The sequence below is a fragment of the uncultured Fibrobacter sp. genome, from assembly GCF_947305105.1.
Lineage (GTDB): Bacteria > Fibrobacterota > Fibrobacteria > Fibrobacterales > Fibrobacteraceae > Fibrobacter.
The window spans coordinates 1-19,001 of record NZ_CAMZCS010000013.1 but is presented as its reverse complement, the minus strand read 5'-3'; the positions used below and the strand labels follow the sequence as shown (position 1 = coordinate 19,001).

Sequence of the window (19,001 nt, the reverse complement as noted above, 5' to 3'; positions counted from 1 at the left end):
AGGAGATAAAACAAAATGCCTACATCATACAAAACTCCGGGCGTCTATCTCGTCGAGAAAAACGCATTCCCAAGTTCTGTAGTGGAAGTTGCCACGGCAATACCCATGTTTATCGGCTATACCGAAAAGGCCGAATACAAGGGACAATCCGTGTTCAACAAGCCCTTCCGCATTTCGTCATTTGCGGAATACAGGGCCATCTTTGGCGAGGGCGCTCTGATGCGCTACAAGCTCGAAGAAGGTGGAAAAGTGGTCCCGCCAAAAGTCCGCTTCCGCCTCTTCGACGCCATTCGCATGTTCTACCAGAACGGTGGTGCCACCTGCTATATCATGGCGGTGGGCCCCTACGGCGAGGAAATCTCGGAAAAAGCCTTGACCGAAGCCATCATCCCGTTCGAAAAGGAACAGGAACCGACATTGGTCGTGATTCCCGAAGCCGTCTCGCTGGAAACTGCAGATGCCTGCGCCAACGTGCAGAACGCGATGCTTGCCCACTGCGCGAAGATGAAGAACCGCTTCGCCATTCTCGACGTGTTCGACGGCTACAAGGAACCGCGCGAATGTATCTCCACCTTCCGCGAAAAGGTGACGTCGTTCTTGAATTACGGTGCGGTTTACTATCCGTGGCTCAACACGAGCGTGGTGCAGCCGAACGAAGTCACGTTTGCGAACGTCGAAAACCTGGACGCACTCACGACGATGCTCACAGCAGCTGTCCCGCCGGAGCCCGCCGAAAAGGCCGAACAGATCAAGGCCGAAATCGCCCAAATGGCCGCCGCCGACGTGAAGGACGATGCACAGGTGCAGAAAATCCACCGCACCCTTTCGGTGATTTGCCCGAACTATGCAACGATTATGGACTTGGTCCGCGAACAGCTGAACTTGATGCCGCCCGCAGGTGCCATGGCTGGCATCTACACCTTGGTGGACAACTCCATCGGCGTGTGGAAAGCTCCGGCCAACGTAGGCGTGAACGGAGTCATCACTCCGACCGTCAACCTCACGAATGACGAACAAGAAGACTTGAACGTTCCTATCAACGGCAAGGCCGTGAACGCCATCCGCACCTTCGTGGGCGACGGCAACAAAGTCTGGGGCGCGCGCACGCTCGATGGCAACAGCCTCGATTGGCGTTACGTGAATGTCCGCCGCACCATGATTATGCTCGAAGAATCCATCAAGCTCGCATCGAAGGCGTTCGTCTTTGAGCCGAACACCGCGAACACATGGGTGACCATGAAGGGCATGATCAGTAACTTCTTGACCAGCGTCTGGAAGCGCGGTGGTCTCGCCGGCACGAGCCCCGAAGACGCATTCGAAGTCCACGTGGGCCTTGGCGAAACCATGACCCCCGAAGACATCCTCGAAGGCATTCTGCGCATCACCATCAAGGTCGCCTTGATTCGCCCGGCAGAATTCATTGAACTCACTTTCCAGCAACAGCAACAGAAATCCTAATAGGAGGTAATAAAAATGGCAGAAGATGGTTCTACACAACACGCCAGCGTATGGCCGATGCCCAAATTCCACTTTCAGGTGAAATGGGGCGATCAAGAAATGTCTTTCCAGGAAGTTACCGGCCTGGATGCACAATCCGAAGAAATCAAGTACCGCGTTGGCAACAGCAAGGTTTATTCTGTTGTTAAGATGCCTGGCCTGATCAAGTACAGCAATGTCACAATGAAGAAGGGCATTTTCAAGGGCGACAACAAGTTCTGGGATTGGTTCAACCAGATTAAGATGAATACGATCAAGAGGATCGATATTACGATTAGTCTTTTGGACGAAACAGACGCCCCGGCAATGACCTGGACGCTCAAGAACGCCTGGCCGACCAAGATTTCGGGATACGAACTCAAAGCCGAAGGGAACGAAGTCGCAGTAGAAAGCATTGAAATTGTCCATGAAGGCATGACGATTTCAAATAGCTAAGGGACGCCATGGGTGATACTGTCGAATGGTCAATTCCCGTTGTATTCCACTTTTCTGTAAAGTTGGGCAAATCGGAGATTGCGTTCAGCGAAGTCTCTGGTTTGGAAACGACGATAGAAACGAAGGAAGTTCGCAGCGGGGGTGACAATTCGACAGTTTACCACTTACCCGAAAAAATAAAGCTTTCCGATTTGGTCTTGAAACGGGCCATACTCAAGGATAGCGACCCATTTTTCAGATGGTGCATGAAGAACATGAATTCGTCGATGAACGCATTCCAAGTGGACCCTCAACCCATCGAAGTCACCTTGCTAGATGAGAAGAGCAAGCCCATAGCAACGTGGACATTTGAAGGGGCATATCCGTTCAAATGGTCGTTCAGCACACTTGACGCCATGAAGGCCGAAGTGATGATAGAAACGGTTTCGTTGAAATATCGAAGTATAGAGAGGATATTATAACCATGTCGCTAGAAATCAGGAACCTTAGTATCAGCGTAAGAATCGAAGCAGGCGAAAAGGAACATGAATCTTCAGATTCCCTTAAAAAAGATGTCTTGAGGGAATGTCGCCAGATGATTGAAGAATCCATCCGATGGGACAAGGAGAGATAAGATGTCACAACATCTAAGTAGGTTGACATTAGTCCCATATTTCAAAAGCGGGAAAAAATTGCAACGCATCCCTAATCGGGACCCGTTCAGCGTCATGTTGAACCCAGAAACATTTACAGTCATCGATGGAATTGAAAAGGTTTCTTTTTTCGATGGAAGAATAAATCAAGAATTCCACATGCTCAAAAGTTCGACATTCAAACTTTCGACCATCCTCCTCGATGCAACGGGAGCGATTCCAAAAGATTTGTGGCCCAAAGGATGCAACAGCATCAAAGATATGATGGATTGCCTGAAAAAAGCAACCATTATGCCTTATGGAGAAGCTCATAATGTCCCCATAATAAAAATACATTGGTGCGGAATGTCTTTTACGGCTTATGCTTCAGGGCTAAAAACAGATTACACTTTATTCAACGTCAAAGGAGTCCCATTACGCGCTGAAGTCACTTTGGATCTCGTCCAAGATTTTTCTGAGGGTTGGCCGTACGAAGAATACAAATCTCCTGATTTAACACACCTTGTAGAAGTAAAAGCAGGCGATACTTTACCGCTGATGTGCAATCGTATCTATAACGACCCCTCGTATTATCTTCAAATAGCACGAATCAACGGCTTGACAAATTTCAGACAGATTAAGCCAGGGATGATGCTGGAATTTCCGCCAATCAGAGAGTAAAAGATGCCAGAGTCTCCTTTAAATAGTGCCAGCCAGGTTGTTGAATGCGCGCTTTTCTGTGGAGGGAAAGCATTACCTTCAACGACGACGATTTTATCTGCAGATGTAGATTATCACATCAATTGTATCCCAAAGGCAACGATTGTCCTTGCCGATGGAGATATCACCAGAGGTAAATTTGAGCTGTGTGAAGATGACCAATTAAAGCCAGGCAAGGAGATTACGCTCAAAGCGGGATACGATGCAAATCTTGAGCCTATTTTTACAGGCACAATCGTACGCCTAGGGGTCACCACTCAAGCAAATGGAAGAAGTTGTACAAAGATCGAGTGCCGCCACAAGGCAATCGCAATGACAAAATCACGCCAAAGCGTATGTTATGTGAACAAGACCGACGACAAAATCGTCTCCGAAATAACATCAAAATATAATGTGGACATCAGCTCATCCATGGGGGGCGCCGCCCATAAAGAAATATTGCAATATTACTGCACAGACTGGGATTTCATCATGACCCGAGCCGAAGCAAATGGTTGCTGGTTATTGGCAGATAACAAAGGCCTTTCAATAAAACCCATTGCCGCCGGAGGGAATGCGGCCATTTCGCTCACTTGGGGAACCGACCTCATTGATTTCAATGCGACAGTTGATGCCGAGAACCAAATAAAAAAAGCGGTATCATGTTCCTGGGATATCACCAAACAAGATATGATTTCCAACAATTCCGATGCGCAAACCGTTCAATCTCAAGGAAACCTAGCTGCAACTGATTTGCAAAAAGCCCTCCCCATACCAAACGCCTTATTGCAAACAAATTCTCCAATAGACAGCAACACACTCAAAGCTTGGGCAAAAGCGGAACAACTAAAAAATGAACTTTCCCGCATTTATGGCAATGCGACATGCATCGGGAACGCAAAAGTAAATTTAGGCGAAAAGCTCAAACTTGATTATATAAGCACACGTTTTAATGGCGACGCCCTCGTATCGGGAATACGCCACCACTTAGAGCCCGCCTTTTGGAAAACGACCTTCTCCTTTGGGATGAAAAAAGAATGGTATGCCGAAAAATTCAATACCATGGCTCCAGCAGCTTCCGGTTACAACTGTGGAATCACGGGCCTCATGACAGGCATTGTCGAACAGATTAACGACGATCCAGACAAACTCAATCGAGTCAAAGTAAAAATCCCTCTGATGCAAGGCGATGAAAAAACAATATGGGCTCGCCTCGGGACTCCATACGCCTCCAACGGTATTGGCGGGTTCTTTTTCCCAGAAAAAGGCGACGAAGTCGTACTCGGATTTTTTAACGGAGACCCATCCAGCCCTGTAATTCTCGGGAGCCTCTACAGTTCAAAAAACAATGTCCCACAGAAACTAGAACAGCCAAACAACATCAAGCAACTTTTAACCCGAGCAAAACTCAGTGTTGTTTTTGACGAAGAAAAAAAATCCATTACAATAACCACCCCGGGAAAAAGAAAAATCGTACTGGACGACGATGGCAAAAAAATATCTCTGGAAGATCCCGACAAGAACAAAGTCGAAATGAGCAGCAGCGGAATCAAATTTGATTCGCCGAAGGATATCGTCGTCAGCACCAAAGGGAAATTCAATGTCGATGCCAAGGGCGGCATCATCCTCAAATCGGCAACAGACCTGAAAGGCGAAGGTTTGAACGTAGAATTCAAAGCAAAAGTCGGGCTCAAGGCCCAAGGGACTGCCACGGCAGAAATTTCGGCTTCGGGACAGACCGTTGTCAAGGGCGCCATGGTCATGATCAACTAGGGAGAAAATATGCCACCAGCAGCAAGAATTACCGATATGCACACATGCCCCATGCAGACTCCCGCTGTTCCGCCTGTACCGCACGTAGGCGGGCCAGTCATCGGCCCCGGAGTTCCCACCGTCTTGATTGGCGGCATGCCCGCCGCCGTCATGGGAGACAACTGCGTATGCTCAGGCCCTCCCGACGTAATTGTCAAAGGTTCCGCCACGGTCATGATTAACAAGAAACCCGCCGCGCGCATGGGCGATTCCACCGCTCATGGCGGCACCATCGTCTTGGGTTGCCCTACGGTGCAGATAGGAGGATAAATGGATTCTCTGACTTTTCTTGGACGTGGGTGGAAATTCCCATTGAAATTTGAAAATGGCACCGTCACCATGTCCGAAGCCGAAGAAGACATCGAAGAGAGCCTGCGCATTTTGCTAGGGACACACCCTGGCGAACGCATAATGCGCCCCGAATTCGGTTGCGGCATCCATAAGTATTGTTTCAATGATTACAGCAACGTGACACTCCTGCAAATCACGGACGAAATCAAGGATGCCATAAAACAATTCGAGCCAAGAATTGAAATAGAGAACATTGACATTAAAGCAGAAGCAATGGACGAGGTAATGGAAATCTGCATCTATTACAAAATCATCGCCACCAACAGCCGCCGCAATTTGGTGTATCCGTTCTACATAAACGAAGCTACAGACACCTCAATATAAGGGAATATTTGTGAAGGACCACGTTTTCGTCAATGATGGATTGAGTCAGCAAGCCCGCTCGTTCAAGGAACTAGCGAGGGATTTTGTCGCAATCAACGACATGTCCTTAGAGCAGCTACTCGAAAAAATCTACGATTACGAGCAGCAACACGATTGCCCGCAAGTCCTCGATAAAAAAGATATTCCGGCCCTAGTGCGCGCCATTGAATCGGAGGCCGACGGGAATGCAGAACCCTCGGCAGCCATTTACGCCATATTCGCAAAACTTCTAGAGCACATCCAAAAGCACCTGAACGAATTGCCGGAACGCCGTATTGACTTCTATTTCCGCAAAGTGCTCGGAGAAAAGCCAAACGAAGCACATGGTGACCATGCCCATATCGTATTCCCCATCGAGGTAGAAGATTTCAACTACAAATTACCCAAAGGAACGCGATTTACCGCAGGCACAAACGAAGAAGGCGAAACCATTGAGTTTGAATCCGTAACCAACGCCGAACTCAACGACACTCAGGTACAAAAGATTTTAACCCTTGCCATTCCCGAAAACAGCGCTCCGATGTTTACGGAAATCCCCACCTATACACCGGAGCAGGCCCTAGAAAGCAAGGAACATACGCCCTATCCGTTGTTCGGCCTCACACGATCTGGCGACCGCGTAACAACCTCGCAATATGCACGAGTCGGATTAGCCGTATCTTCACGATTACTCTACCTGAACGAGGGTACCCGACGTATAAGGGTACAGATGGTTTTTGAAGAAGAATCAGTCAAAGGCACACTCCTAGAGAAAGGACAAAGCCCCGAACAGTTCCTCAGAGTATTTTCAAACGCATTTCGCATATCGCTTACAACAGAAGAAGGCTGGTACGAAGCGGAGGGATACCAACTCGAGTCATGTGTCCTAGACCCTCAATACCTCCCGAACAGCATTGGCCTAATTTTCCAAATTCCGGATATGGCCCCGTCAATCGTAAATTGCGACCCCTCTGTTCATGGCAAAGATTTCACCATGAATCACCCTGTGATGCGCATTCTCATGACATCAAGTTCGTCGTACAATCCATGGAAAAACTTCAGGAACATGGTCTTGCGCGAGGTGAGGTTACAAACAAAAGTGACGGGTTGCAGACGGCTCGCACTCAGCAGCGATATCGGGCCGCTTTCAATGAACACTCCGGTACAGCCGTTCGGCCCCCTGCCCGCTCTGGGGAACTCATTTGTCGTAGGTTGCGAAGAAATCCGGGGCAAGAGACTTTCGTCCTTCGAAATTCGCGGAAACTGGCGCGGAATTCCCAACACGCGAAATTTCTGCGATTGGTACAAACAATACCCCGATGCTCCCCTTACTCGAGATTTCAAAGTGTCGGTATCGGCTTTGTTGGGCGGATACTGGTACCCGTCCAGTTCGCAAACACCTGTACTCTACGACTTATTCGAATCCCATCCCGACAGCATTTCTAACAAATTTTCCATAACGTGCGACAGTGTTCTTGGCGGGAAATCGTTCAGCCAAAATTACGATGCCGAAAATTTTGAATTCACGCCAAGTTCACGCGACGGATTCTTCAAACTAAAATTGGCATCGCCCGAAAAAGCCTTTTTGCATCAGGAATATTCGAAAGTCCTTTGTGGCAGCCTGATGCACCAAGCCATCAAAAAGAACTTGGGTGCAGAACTTGATTTGCCGAATCAGCCCTACACACCGGAACTGGAAAATCTTTCTGTCAATTATACCGCCACCGCAGAAATCAATATGAGGCGCAGAGATCATAGCGATGGGCAAATCGTGTTCTTGCGGCCTTGGGGAATCAGCACAAAGAATCACTTGAAACTCCAGGACGGGGCTCTCTTTCTAGGGCTTTCACCGACAGCCGCCGGCAAAAAAGTCAATCTATATTTCCAGATGAATCGCGATTCCGACAACATTTACGGAGAAGACGAAATCGGATTCCTTTGGGCTTACCTGGGAACAAACGGATGGATGAAACTCTCTGCCGACAACATATTGTACAACACAACGGCAAACTTTACAACCTCCGGGATTGTCTCGCTTTCGCTCCCCAAGGATTTCCAGGTAGACTCCCCCATGATGCCTCAAGGGCTATGCTGGATTCGCTTGGAGCCCCAAGGAGAATGGCGCCATTGCAGTAGCCTCTTCTCGGTCTATGCGCAAGCAGTCGAAGTCGTGCGCTGCGGAGGTTTTGGGCAAATACAAAACTTCAGCCACTGCAAGCCAGGAAGCATTGACACGCTGGTAGAAAGTATCAGCGGCATTTCGGAGGTCTATCAATTCGACGAGACCTTTGGCGGGGAGCCCGAAGAAGATGACGACGGAATGCGAACCCGCGTTGCCGAATACCTGTACCACCGCAATCGTGTTTTGACTGCAAAAGACTGTGAACGCATGATTCTGGAAGAATTCCCCGACGTACACTTGGTCAAGTGCTTCGCCGGGCTCAACCCCAAAACACCCGATGTCGCATGCCCTGGGCATATGCTCGTTGTCCCCGTTTCTCCCCTTTACGACGAAGGCCGTATTTGGGACCCATGCCTGAGCGGAATGATTTTGGACAACATCAAAACCTTCCTAAAACAACGGACTTCGGCTTTTTCGAAAATCGTCGTCATAAACCCGCAATTCGAAAAAATACAGGTGCGCTGCAATGTGGATTTTGTCAACGACATCAATGAAGGTGAACAGCTTCTGAAACTGAATGAACAAATCAACCATTACCTTTCTCCATGGAATGAAGGTGGATTGACGCAATTTTTTGGTTGTACACTTGACAAAGAACGCCTCCTGATGTTCATTCAAAGTTTGCCCTATGTTGAAGCGGTCCATGACTTTTCTGTACTCCGCATCAGTTCCAAAGACCACACCGATTACCATATGGAAGAAACTGGAGAAAACAACACCAACCAAATTCGCGGCACATACCCATGGAGCATTCTCACACCCATGAAAAAGCATTTTATCAATGTTGTTACAAAAGTTGAAGAATTCCGAGACATCACCATAGGCTACGGCGATCTCGAAGTCGGCTCCACCTTTATCATACAGAGGAGAAACAATGGCTAAATTAAATCGCTCCCTTTTGAAAAATCGATTCAAAGCAGGACAAATGCCCTGCGAAGAAGACTTTATTGACCTCATTGATTCCATGGTCAACATGGAAGAAGAAGGAATTGAAAAAACTCGCGAGACCGGTCTCAAAATTTCGCAAATCACAGATTCCGGCAAGTTGATGAGCTTTTATGAGAACTCCACCGAAGGCCAACCCTTGTGGCAGGCCGAAATGCGCTTGGACATGAATGCGGAGCGGAGCGGGATGCACCTGAGTACCCCCGGAGTTGACGAAGCGTCAAGCGTACTCTCGTTGGTGGGGCCCCAGCCCGACAGCGAAAAAAAAGACATTGCCGTTGGTATCGGCACGCGCGAGCCCGAATGCGAACTGGACGTTCATGGCATTATCGCCTCCTCAGGGCGTATTGGCAAAGAAAACGAAAAATTTAAAGTCCCCACCGATGGAAAATGGCACGACATCACCGACGAGATGAGCGGTTGCCAGGCATTTGAAATTATGGCAGGTGCCGGAGGCCAAGAAGACGAAGGACGCTTCGCACTGACTCACGCCATTGCCTTGAACGTTTTTCACGGACACAGTAAAATAAACAAGACGCAGTCATATTACGGCGGGCGCGGTTCGAAAATTGACGTGCGCTGGAAATCGGGAAGCAAAAAATACAGCTTCAAGTTACAACTGCGCGTTCACTGCGCTTATAAAGACGGTTCTTACATACGCTACCGCCTGACAAAACTCTGGTACGATAACTTCATGGTAACGGCCCTTGATTAAGCAGCTTAAAAAAATTACGGAGCCACAGGAGCTTGACTACGAGACGCTTCGCCTCGAAGGCATCCGTTATATCCAAAAACTGTGCGGAAACGTTTGGACCGATTACAACCCGCACGATCCGGGCATCACTATCCTGGAGCAGATAGTCTTCGCCCTGACCGATTTGGGTTACAAAACTGGATTTGACATCGAAACATTCCTTGCGCAAGCAGACGGCAAAATAGACTATAGCCGCGAAGCGCTTTACAGCCGCGAACAAATCATGCGGCAATTCCCCGTAACACGCCACGATTACGAGCACTTTTTCAAAACCAAACTTGACTGTGAGCGAGTCCTGTTCCATGTAGAATCTCCAGGAATCTATTCAGTTCGCCTTTGGCCGGCAGAATCATCCACAGAATCCAGCGATTCTCTTGCAGAAAAATTCTCGACTCTCTGGAGCAACTGGCGTTGCCTTGGCGAGAAAGTCAGCAACATTACCATTAGCGAAGGCAAGACTGAACCGATACACCACCAACACAAAACGTTATTCGAAATTCGCGAAAATACTTCGCTAAGTTTGCCGAAGGGCAATCCATGCAACTTTATGGATTTTACACCCCTAATTGAGCAGTTCCCTTCAATTTACCGTTACAGCAAAAACGCCGACGAGCTCAAAAAATATCTGGAACCGATAGAGCATATCTTCTTGATTTTCTTGCAAGCAATGCAAGACTTTGCCGACATATTCTCGGTATATTCCCTCAAGACCGATCTTGAGCACTACAACCAAATCTTGAACCAGATGCTCGCCATGTACGGAGTCAAATTCCCAGAAGAACTATTCCTGTTGTTGCGGGAAAACGACAATACGGACAGCGAAATAGTCATGGATGCAACCACCACATACCGGAATTTACTCCGCGCCAAAGTACGTTACCTGCGACACTTGCCCGAACTCCACCTCCATCGCTGCGGCATCTGGTGGAAACCCCGAATAGAGACGATGCTTGGCATCCCATTGTCTAGCAAGGAATCCTCCATACACATGCACGCACTGGACGGCATCTATCTCGAAAACGGATTCGGCAAAATATACGTTGTCTGGTCGAACGAAACACCATACACCAATACACAAAAAAAGCGGGCAGGAATAGAGCGCTTTATCCGTGACGAACTGCCCGCCCATCTGGTCCCCATCTTTTACTGGGTGACTTCGGAAATGTCCGAAGAATTTTACAGGAGCGCCGAAAGAACGGACACGGCAAAGAAATGGCTCGATGGACATGAAGACTACGTTTCGGAGGCATTATGGCTATGATTGAATGTAACCGCATCGGCGACATGACTCTGGACCTGACCTGCGCCAACCCCGAACAGGCGAACGACATCGAGAGCCGTCTTTACGATTTCGCACGAAACGGCTTGATGGAAACTCTGGACAGCATCCTCGATTCGCTTGCCCCCGAAGGCGAAGATATAATTTTAGACAAACTTTCTATAGACCTTGGGACAATCTCTGCACAAGACCCGCTCGGCCACATTCTCCAGAAATTGCCCGAAGAATTCAAGAAGCAAGTCAAAATGGACCTGCTCAAAAGGCAGTGTATCCCTGTCGCAAAAATCTTGCAAGATTCCTGCGGCCAGCGCCTTACTCTTGAAAAATCAACGATGCTCGAAAAGCTCATCAACAACTGCATCGCCGAATGGTGCCTGGAACATGCCGACGAAAAATTTGACCCATTGCGCGTTGCCGAAGTCATCTTGAAACGAGTCCAAGCACAAAATCCGGGGCTCGACATCCGGCAAATCGCATGTAGCGTTTTTGAAAAATTGAAATCGCTCGGGCAAAAGAAACCGACCGCTCCTGCGCCGCGCCAGCCGCACGCAGGGGACAGCGGCATCGTGCTGCTCACTCCGTACATACCGATGCTCCTCGAAAAGGCAGGGTGCATAAAAGCAGGCAAATTCATCGACGACGGGAGCAAAAAAATGGCCGTTGCGCTCCTGAACTACACGGTTTGCGGTAGCTACGAACCGCCCAAGGCCGAAAAGTCGATAGCACAACTAATCTGCGGATTCGATGCCGGAGAAAAGCTCACGGAACTGCCCCCGATTTCAGACGAACTGAAGGCACTGGCAGACAGCCTGCTCCAAGGGGTTATCGCGAACTGGGGCGCTCTTGGGCACACATCTGCCGACGGCTTGCGAGCCTCTTTCCTGATTCGCCGGGGAATCTTGGAAAATGGCGAAGAAGGGCAAGAACTCTCGGTTGAAAGTTCCACATACGACATGCTGCTCGACAAGCTGCCGTGGGGATACTCTACCGTAAAACTATCCTGGATGAAGACTCCCTTGCATGTGAAGTGGCGCTAGAGGTGAAAATGGAAGAATCGCTCAAGAACGAAATCGACTGGTGCCGCGAGGTCATAGACCTGCGTTTTGAGCAGTATTTTTGCGCCGACAACGATGAACGCAAAATGCTGGATATACAGCAGTGCACACCTCCAGAACTCACCTCAAAATCGCCCTACGGGAAAATCGTCACCGAAATGCAGCTCGGTTTTGACGAGCGGCTAGTGCTCACGCTCGCACTGCTCCCGCACCTTTGCCCACAAGCGCTCGATTCGTTCTTCTTGAACAACAAACTGCTCGGCAGGCCTTACACGGAATTCGGCGGGTGGCACGGGAAAAGCCACTCAGGATTTTTGCCCACCTGCGAAACAGCGCTCTTCTTGCTCGCCGGCAACGACCTTTCGCGCCGCATGGAGGCCATGCGGATTTTCGACAGCGACCATAAACTCGTCTTGAAGCGGATCCTACAACTTGAATACGGCGAACCTGGCGAGCCCAAAAATTCTGCGGCACTCCGCATTTCTTCGGAATACTTGGAATACTTCACTACCGGCGTGCAAAACAAGCCCGATTACAGCATGCACTTTCCGGCAAAGCTCATCACCTCCCGTTTAGAATGGGAAGACCTTGTCCTTGCCGAAACAACAAGGCAAGAAATCGACCAGCTCGTTACCTGGATTGGCCACTCCGAAGAAGTTCTGGACGGGTTCGGGTTGCGCAAAAACCTCAAGAGCGGTTACCGCGTCCTCTTTTATGGCCCGCCCGGCACAGGCAAGACATTGACAGCGACTCTCATCGGCAAAAAAATGAACATGGACGTTTACCGCGTAGACCTTTCGCAGGTAATTTCCAAATACATCGGCGAGACCGAGAAAAACCTCTCCGGCATTTTTGACCAGGCCGAAAGCCGTAACTGGATACTCTTCTTTGACGAGGCCGATTCCCTCTTTGGCGCAAGGACGCAAACCAGCAATTCCAACGACCGTGCCGCCAACCAAGAAATCTCTTACCTGTTGCAACGCGTAGAAGATTTCCCGGGCATCGTCATCTTGGCAAGTAACCTCAAGTCAAATATCGACGAAGCCTTTTCACGCCGCTTCCAGAGTGCGGTCTATTTCCCCATGCCCGAGCCAGAAGAACGCCTTATTTTGTGGAAAAACATCTTCGAAAAGACCGACGTAGAAAATCGCGAAGAGAATTTTGAATATTTCGCAGAAAAATACGAACTGGCCGGTGGTGCGCTCACCAACGTCGCACGCTACGCAGCACTGTCCGCAATTATAGACAAACGAAAAAAGATAACCAGACTAGATTTGATACAAGGTATATCCAAAGAACTTCAAAAAGAAGGAAAAGCATTATGATGCGCATTATCCGAAATCTTGTGCGTAGTTTAGCCGTCGTATTTGCTGTCGCCGCTCATGCGGAAATATGTGAGCTCTGTACTTACGAGGTCACTGCCGATAACATTGTAAAATACGTAGAAGAAAGCAAAAAGAACGACACCACGGAAATCTTTGAAATCCTCAACAAATACATTGACTGGAGAAGCAACACCCGTGAAGAACTACTCGCTTTGGTTGCAAACGACATCCATGATTATCCGCAGTTCTCAAGAACAATCAACAACTTTATTTCCGGCGATGCGGCCGTCATCGAAATGAAGAGATCTTCAGTTTGGGGAGATTCGCTAATTGAGAAAATTTGGATTGACTCAATTGGGATGAGCAAACTCAAACAAAAAATAGTCCAAGACATCAATGACGATTCATTTTCTACGCCAACACTCAATTTACTAACAAGTTTGCAAGGCATTCGGTTCATCGATTCTCTACCCGCTCGCCACTATGCAGTATCACTTTTGGCGCTCTCCCTTGGAATTTGCATAGACACCGCAAATGCTATTGATTTATTTGATTCCGTCGTTTGGGGCAATAAAGAAATTGATGCTTTTTACGATCTCATCAAGCAAAAGCTTCCAATGCAGGAACAGGAGCAACAGAACAAGGCCGGCAAATCTGGCGCAAAAAGAAACGAACCACGCAAACTAACACCCGACGAGCGCATCAAAATCTTAAAATGGTATCAAGGGCACAGTTGCAGCGACGAACGATGGTACCGAGCATTCACACTACTCGATACCCTCTATATGAAGATGCAGGAACGTTCTGTAAACAAGGCGATGCAAATCGAAATCGCATTTGACGACAGCAAGCCAATTGTATGGAATGACAATGGTTGCGGATGCAGCCTCCAAGATCAACTTAACGGAGAAGTTATCGGCATATACCCCTACTGGCTAGCCGGAGATACCACCAAGTGGATTGATTTCAGCGCATTAACCCGGATTTCTTTTTTCAGTTTATACGCCGACGCAGAAGGGCTACTCCACATGCCCTCGGGCATGCCCGCGCTCGCCTACCTAAACAAAAAAGGTTTTTCCAATTTCGTGGCCACGGCACACAGGCATTATGTCAAAATGGATTGGATTGTAACGAAATCCAACTGGTCAACATACAAGACCCCTGAACAACTTGCAACATTCTTCAGCACCCTCTCCAATGAAATCGACTCATTGGTGAGCGAAAAAAATAATTCCTTATTCCAGCGCATCGTGAACCACCTGAGTTTCTCCGGCGACGACAACGGATTCCGCGGTGACGGCGTCACCCTCTATTTCAAGAACTATCCCACCGATTCGGCATCAACGGCAATCTTCAACGAATTTTTCAAAAATCTGCATAAGAGGATGCGTGCAAAAAATCTCGACGCACAATTGAACATGATGGCAGACCGTATAGAACTCTCCAAAGACATTTATAGTTTTCGCAACGATTCCATCACAACCGACATTTCCAGAGGAATTTACACCTATAAAAACTTCCGTAAAATCATCACCGAGCCCGAAAGCGTAAACGGGGTGAAGCCACCAATAGAAGAAATCATTGATAGTCTATCAAACCGGCTATTAGTGATAAACGAAGAGCCCTTTTCTCGCAGCAACCGACTACTCCATAACGATTTAAGCCTACGTCTCAAAGGAGATGACCGTCATATTGTCCGGAAAGCGCTCGCCCCCGTAATCTGGTTAAATAGAATTCAATGGGACCAACTGAGCGACGACATCTCTTACTACAACGACACATACTACGGAATGGGAATCGCCCCTTTCTTTACAGACATGGATGCCGCCAATCTATGCGGCAGCTCTGGCAACATCGGGACTTGCATAAACAAGTTCTATAAAAAAGATGACATTGACATCACCTTCAATTCGCAAGTTCGAGAAGCAGTCCCGTTCTTTTGCATGTACCGTTGGATATTCCGGCTGCTGAATACACTGGTGTACGCCATTGTCATCATGCTGCTGCTCGCTTATTTTATCTCTTGCACCGCGAGTGCCTTTTTCGACAAGCACCTCGCCCTGTTCGTGGGTGTTGTGATTCTGCCACCAGCACTGACCACGACCATTCTCATGTTCTTCGACCCAGTAACCGCAACACTCTCAAGCGCCATCCGGTTTTTGCCCATCGTCATACTCTTACTTTCCGTAATCGCAGTTTCGCTATTGAAAGTGTACCAAAGCACCGATTTACCCAAAAGGAACATCAAATAGGAGAAAAAAATGAACGCTACTTACACGCAAAAAAACGACACCCTCCAGCGAGTGGCCAACAACAACGCCGCAAGCATCATGGACGATTCCGCCCAGGGCGCAAGCCTCCAGCGCAAAGCCGACCTCGCTGACGGAGCACTCCAGCGCATCTCCCTCGAAGATGAGGAAGAACCCGTGCAGGGCAAGTCTATCCAGCGCGAAGCCCTCCCCGAAGAGGAAGAAGAACTCGCCTAAAAGCAAACCCGCCAAAGAGACTTAAACCCAAACGCCGAGGAAAAAATGCCTGCACAGCAGTACGCTCAACAACAAGCTCCCGCGCAGCAAAAGGCCGCCCCCGAAGCAGCCTCCATTCTTGACGATTCCTCGCAAAACGTAAGCCTGCAGCGCAAAGCGGACTTAATAAACAACACCGCTCAGACAAAGGCGTTAACGCAATTAAAGCCCGCAGAACCAGTACATACTATAAAAATCAATTTTAAAGAGGGCAGCCCCCAACAAACATGGGGAAACCAAGGTAACGGCCCCAGCAATGCAGGCAATTCGACAGAAGAGTACACATTTTCGGGAGCATCGGCAATGGGCGGAGCATCAAGCGCCTCGCCAAGCATAAATGCCATAGTCAACGCGGCGACCCTATTGCTCAACAGGCGAATAAGAGCATTAGGAAAAATACATTTAACCATCACAGGATTCAGCAGGGGTACAGTCATCGCTGGGTTACTATACCAGCGATTCACCAATAACACAAACATTACAAGGTGCGATTTGATTATGCAGAACCCCGGCCCAAGCCCAGACGAAGGACAATACCAAGATCAAAATGATTTTTTGCCAAGCAACAACGACGTCGCCTTTCATTCATTAGGCCGCGCAAGGCAAGAGCGATTCTACCATCCGTTTTTCTCGCCACAAAGATTATTTACCGCAAGAGTCAACATCATATTAACTCGAGAAAGGCATTCTAGCGACATCGACTCCGCAATTCAAAACCTGGGGCATCGATTCCGGTTCCATATTCTTAATACCCCCAACAAATACTGGAACACATACTCCTATGAGGACTTGTACAACATGCCAGCAGGATGTTACCAAGTAAGAAGGATTCACGGCAGAATATGTGAACTAGAAGCTATAACAAAACAACAAGCAACATCCATGATGTATCCATTTAGGGCCCGTTCATTTTATTAGAGGATTTGACAATGCAACAAAATTATTCTAAAAAAATTGAACCGATACAAAAAGCATCAAAGAACACAGCATCCTCTGTTCTTGACGCATCTTCGCAAAGCGAAGCCCTCCAGCGTAAAGCCGATATGGCAAACAACGCCGCCCAGCGTGAAGAAGCCCCGAGACCGAACAACACAGGGATGCCGGACAATTTAAAGTCTGGTATTGAGAGCCTCTCCGGTTTCTCCATGGACGACGTGCGTGTGCATTACAACAGTTCAAAACCCGCTACCGTGCAAGCGCTCGCATACACGCAAGGAACAGACATACATGTTGCCCCCGGACAAGAAAAGCACCTCCCGCATGAAGCATGGCACGTCGCTCAGCAAATGGCAGGAAGGGTTTCGCCAACTACAAATATCAACGGCATGCCGGTGAATGACAATGCAGGGCTGGAGCATGAAGCAGATGTCATGGGGGAGAAGGCTGTGCAGTGCAAAGAAATGGAAAATGGAAAAAATGGACTATTTTCTTTAAAATGTATAAACTCCTCAAATAATGCAGTTCAATGTGTATCCGAATATAAGCATATTTATTTAACGGGATCAAAGGAGGTGTTGCCAAATAGAATGATGGCTAATAAATTTTTGCCTCATATTGCTTTTGAATGTTTGGGGGGGGGGGATAGAGTTTCGGAGTTGGGTGATTTGTACAACAGAGAAATTAGGAAATATAAGGGACAGGCTTCCGTATATATGGGAGTAAATGCTTGTCGATATCATTATAATAAGGATGAAAAAAAAGTTTCCCACAAAGAACTTGGAGAGCCAGAAAACGAAGTTCAGAATTATGTACGTAATGTAAAGTCGAAAATAGAGACTTATAAACTTCCATATCATTCTATAACCATAATTCCTTTTATGTATGATTTAGTTGGATTGGGAGATAGAAAAACGAGTGCTTCAAAATCGGATGCTTCAAAGCAGGGTGTCCCCCAAAAGGAACCTAACAAAATGTCTGCCACAGAACTGGATGCTATGAAAAAAAAATTTACAAAACTGGGTGATAAACAAGTTGTTATAGACCCAAATTGGATGGAAGAAAAAATAATTGTAAATACTATTGATCATGGCTCTGCTATTAGTGATGGCTATTATCCTGAGGCGCAATCGTACACTTTCCCGTTTTATGAAGCAAGAGCGATGCTTATGGAAGAGTCTCAAAATTCTGGAGCTCATCTATATCGTTGGATTGATAGTGATGCGAGAGATGACACTTCTATAGATGAGATAAATAAAAGCCTAACAGATAAAGAGAAAAGGAAATATTATATTGATTTTTGTCGTCAAGGCCCTTGTGTTTTGTCGGGAATTTACAATTGGAGACCAAATAAACCATGGGAGTCTCTTCCTCAATTTTTCAAAATATTGAATTTATATGAGAAAAATTGGAGAACGGTTTTTTGGAATTTGACTTCTGGGGGAACTGGATATACTGATGGGCCCCAAAATGGGTACATTCCCGAACCGATTGCGTATATGAATAATGGAGCTCATGGAACGGCTTTAGAGAATTTAAAAAAAATGATAGAAAATGTAAAAGAAACAAATGGTAAGCAGGATCAAGAATCTTATTGGGCTTTTGAAAAAATACCTCATATGTTTACAAGTCTCCATTCTGTATCGAAACCCGTAAAAAAATATTTCGAAAAAGTTGCGATTCCTGATGAATCAAACCTTTCTTATAAGGCTTTTGTCGATGCAATTTGGAGTTGTCATCAAACTGCTTTTAAAAATTGGAAGATTAGAGGAAATGACAAAGCAGTAGAGGCTCGCGAAAAATTGTTGAAAAATGCTTGTGAAGATTATGAAAAATCTTTGCAGCCACAACCTGCGGTTAGTGAAGAGCAACCTGTGGTCGATAATTATGCTTGCTCTTTAGATAATGTTTTGAGCGCTGTAAAAAAATTGGGTGCTATGGGTGCTATGGTTGCTAATCCTATTGAAATTGCAGATGCTATGTATGCTCTTGGAGTTCCAATAAATGTTTTATTTCAGAGTGAGTTTGTAAAAGGAAATGTAAATTTTTTGGAGCGGATAGGGATGAACGCTGACGAAATTTGCGCTTTTTTACAAGCAAAGAAAGATGCTGTAGATGTGCGTAAGGTGCTTGTTCCTTTAGATGCTTTTGTCGTTCCTTTGCTTCGGAGTGGCGTAAATCCTGCGGTTGCTGTAGATGCCTTGCTTCGGAGTGGAGTTAATCCAGCTGTTGCTTCAGAAGCCTTGCTTCGGA

16 protein-coding genes and 1 pseudogene are annotated in these 19,001 nt (G+C 47.3%); all 17 read left to right on the top strand.

What is annotated here, in order from left to right; genetic code table 11:
- Positions 1 to 15 precede the first annotated feature (15 nt).
- The gene (locus Q0Y46_RS07830) at positions 16 to 1,458 is read left to right on the top strand and encodes a phage tail sheath C-terminal domain-containing protein (protein WP_297946408.1); all 1,443 of its coding nucleotides are present in this window, start codon (positions 16 to 18) and stop codon (positions 1,456 to 1,458) included.
- A gap of 15 nt (positions 1,459 to 1,473) precedes the next feature.
- The gene (locus tag Q0Y46_RS07825; RefSeq protein WP_295680084.1) at positions 1,474 to 1,932 is read left to right on the top strand and encodes a phage tail protein; all 459 of its coding nucleotides are present in this window, start codon (positions 1,474 to 1,476) and stop codon (positions 1,930 to 1,932) included.
- Between the two features lie 8 nt (positions 1,933 to 1,940).
- On the top strand, positions 1,941 to 2,393 hold the full coding sequence (locus tag Q0Y46_RS07820; RefSeq protein ID WP_295680081.1) for a phage tail protein: 453 nt from the start codon (positions 1,941 to 1,943) through the stop codon (positions 2,391 to 2,393).
- Positions 2,394 to 2,395: 2 nt separating this feature from the next.
- A complete protein-coding gene (locus Q0Y46_RS07815) occupies positions 2,396 to 2,545 on the top strand; it encodes a DUF5908 family protein (protein ID WP_295680079.1) in 150 nt (49 codons plus the stop codon).
- Between the two features lies 1 nt (position 2,546).
- Positions 2,547 to 3,224, top strand: coding sequence for a hypothetical protein (locus tag Q0Y46_RS07810; RefSeq protein ID WP_295680077.1), 678 nt, complete (start codon positions 2,547 to 2,549; stop codon positions 3,222 to 3,224).
- 3 nt (positions 3,225 to 3,227) lie between these two features.
- The gene (gene vgrG / locus Q0Y46_RS07805) at positions 3,228 to 5,015 is read left to right on the top strand and encodes a type VI secretion system tip protein VgrG (RefSeq protein WP_295680073.1); all 1,788 of its coding nucleotides are present in this window, start codon (positions 3,228 to 3,230) and stop codon (positions 5,013 to 5,015) included.
- Positions 5,016 to 5,024: 9 nt separating this feature from the next.
- Positions 5,025 to 5,324 carry a PAAR domain-containing protein gene (locus tag Q0Y46_RS07800; RefSeq protein ID WP_295680070.1) on the top strand — a complete coding sequence of 100 codons (300 nt, stop codon included), beginning with the start codon at positions 5,025 to 5,027 and terminating at the stop codon, positions 5,322 to 5,324.
- On the top strand, positions 5,325 to 5,729 hold the full coding sequence (locus Q0Y46_RS07795; RefSeq protein ID WP_297946403.1) for a GPW/gp25 family protein: 405 nt from the start codon (positions 5,325 to 5,327) through the stop codon (positions 5,727 to 5,729).
- A gap of 10 nt (positions 5,730 to 5,739) precedes the next feature.
- Positions 5,740 to 8,811, top strand: coding sequence for a baseplate J/gp47 family protein (locus Q0Y46_RS07790; RefSeq protein ID WP_297946400.1), 3,072 nt, complete (start codon positions 5,740 to 5,742; stop codon positions 8,809 to 8,811).
- Positions 8,804 to 9,589 carry a hypothetical protein gene (locus tag Q0Y46_RS07785; protein WP_297946397.1) on the top strand — a complete coding sequence of 262 codons (786 nt, stop codon included), beginning with the start codon at positions 8,804 to 8,806 and terminating at the stop codon, positions 9,587 to 9,589. The genes Q0Y46_RS07790 and Q0Y46_RS07785 overlap by 8 nt, the downstream gene beginning before the upstream one ends.
- Positions 9,582 to 10,889 carry a hypothetical protein gene (locus Q0Y46_RS07780; protein WP_297946394.1) on the top strand — a complete coding sequence of 436 codons (1,308 nt, stop codon included), beginning with the start codon at positions 9,582 to 9,584 and terminating at the stop codon, positions 10,887 to 10,889. Before Q0Y46_RS07785 ends, Q0Y46_RS07780 begins: the two co-directional genes overlap by 8 nt.
- The gene (locus tag Q0Y46_RS07775) at positions 10,880 to 11,944 is read left to right on the top strand and encodes a contractile injection system tape measure protein (RefSeq protein WP_297946392.1); all 1,065 of its coding nucleotides are present in this window, start codon (positions 10,880 to 10,882) and stop codon (positions 11,942 to 11,944) included. The genes Q0Y46_RS07780 and Q0Y46_RS07775 overlap by 10 nt, the downstream gene beginning before the upstream one ends.
- Positions 11,945 to 11,952: 8 nt before the next feature.
- Positions 11,953 to 13,287: an ATP-binding protein gene (locus tag Q0Y46_RS07770; protein ID WP_295680053.1), complete on the top strand. Its 1,335-nt coding sequence runs from the start codon at positions 11,953 to 11,955 to the stop codon at positions 13,285 to 13,287.
- Positions 13,284 to 15,539, top strand: a complete 2,256-nt coding sequence (locus Q0Y46_RS07765) for a hypothetical protein (RefSeq protein ID WP_297946389.1) — start codon at positions 13,284 to 13,286, stop codon at positions 15,537 to 15,539. The genes Q0Y46_RS07770 and Q0Y46_RS07765 overlap by 4 nt, the downstream gene beginning before the upstream one ends.
- Before the next feature lie 9 nt (positions 15,540 to 15,548).
- Complete coding sequence (locus Q0Y46_RS07760) at positions 15,549 to 15,773, top strand: hypothetical protein (RefSeq protein WP_297946386.1); 225 nt, start codon at positions 15,549 to 15,551, stop codon at positions 15,771 to 15,773.
- Between the two features lie 45 nt (positions 15,774 to 15,818).
- The gene (locus Q0Y46_RS07755) at positions 15,819 to 16,730 is read left to right on the top strand and encodes a hypothetical protein (RefSeq protein ID WP_297946383.1); all 912 of its coding nucleotides are present in this window, start codon (positions 15,819 to 15,821) and stop codon (positions 16,728 to 16,730) included.
- A 152-nt stretch (positions 16,731 to 16,882) separates the two neighbouring features.
- Positions 16,883 to 17,197: pseudogene (locus Q0Y46_RS14900) on the top strand (DUF4157 domain-containing protein); the annotation flags it as partial.
- Between the last annotated feature and the right edge of the window lie 1,804 nt (positions 17,198 to 19,001).

Bases quoted from the DNA above. Each gene is read 5' to 3' on its own strand.
- Q0Y46_RS07785 (WP_297946397.1), top strand. From the start codon at position 8,804: ATGGCTAAATTAAATCGCTCCCTTTTGAAAAATCGATTCAAAGCAGGA.
- Q0Y46_RS07800 (WP_295680070.1), top strand. From the start codon at position 5,025: ATGCCACCAGCAGCAAGAATTACCGATATGCACACATGCCCCATGCAG.
- Q0Y46_RS07830 (WP_297946408.1), top strand. From the start codon at position 16: ATGCCTACATCATACAAAACTCCGGGCGTCTATCTCGTCGAGAAAAAC.
- Q0Y46_RS07755 (WP_297946383.1), top strand. From the start codon at position 15,819: ATGCCTGCACAGCAGTACGCTCAACAACAAGCTCCCGCGCAGCAAAAG.
- Q0Y46_RS07810 (WP_295680077.1), top strand. From the start codon at position 2,547: ATGTCACAACATCTAAGTAGGTTGACATTAGTCCCATATTTCAAAAGC.
- Q0Y46_RS07795 (WP_297946403.1), top strand. From the start codon at position 5,325: ATGGATTCTCTGACTTTTCTTGGACGTGGGTGGAAATTCCCATTGAAA.
- Q0Y46_RS07765 (WP_297946389.1), top strand. From the start codon at position 13,284: ATGATGCGCATTATCCGAAATCTTGTGCGTAGTTTAGCCGTCGTATTT.
- Q0Y46_RS07815 (WP_295680079.1), top strand. From the start codon at position 2,396: ATGTCGCTAGAAATCAGGAACCTTAGTATCAGCGTAAGAATCGAAGCA.
- Q0Y46_RS07825 (WP_295680084.1), top strand. From the start codon at position 1,474: ATGGCAGAAGATGGTTCTACACAACACGCCAGCGTATGGCCGATGCCC.
- Q0Y46_RS07760 (WP_297946386.1), top strand. From the start codon at position 15,549: ATGAACGCTACTTACACGCAAAAAAACGACACCCTCCAGCGAGTGGCC.
- Q0Y46_RS07820 (WP_295680081.1), top strand. From the start codon at position 1,941: ATGGGTGATACTGTCGAATGGTCAATTCCCGTTGTATTCCACTTTTCT.
- Q0Y46_RS07770 (WP_295680053.1), top strand. From the start codon at position 11,953: ATGGAAGAATCGCTCAAGAACGAAATCGACTGGTGCCGCGAGGTCATA.
- Q0Y46_RS07775 (WP_297946392.1), top strand. From the start codon at position 10,880: ATGGCTATGATTGAATGTAACCGCATCGGCGACATGACTCTGGACCTG.
- vgrG (WP_295680073.1), top strand. From the start codon at position 3,228: ATGCCAGAGTCTCCTTTAAATAGTGCCAGCCAGGTTGTTGAATGCGCG.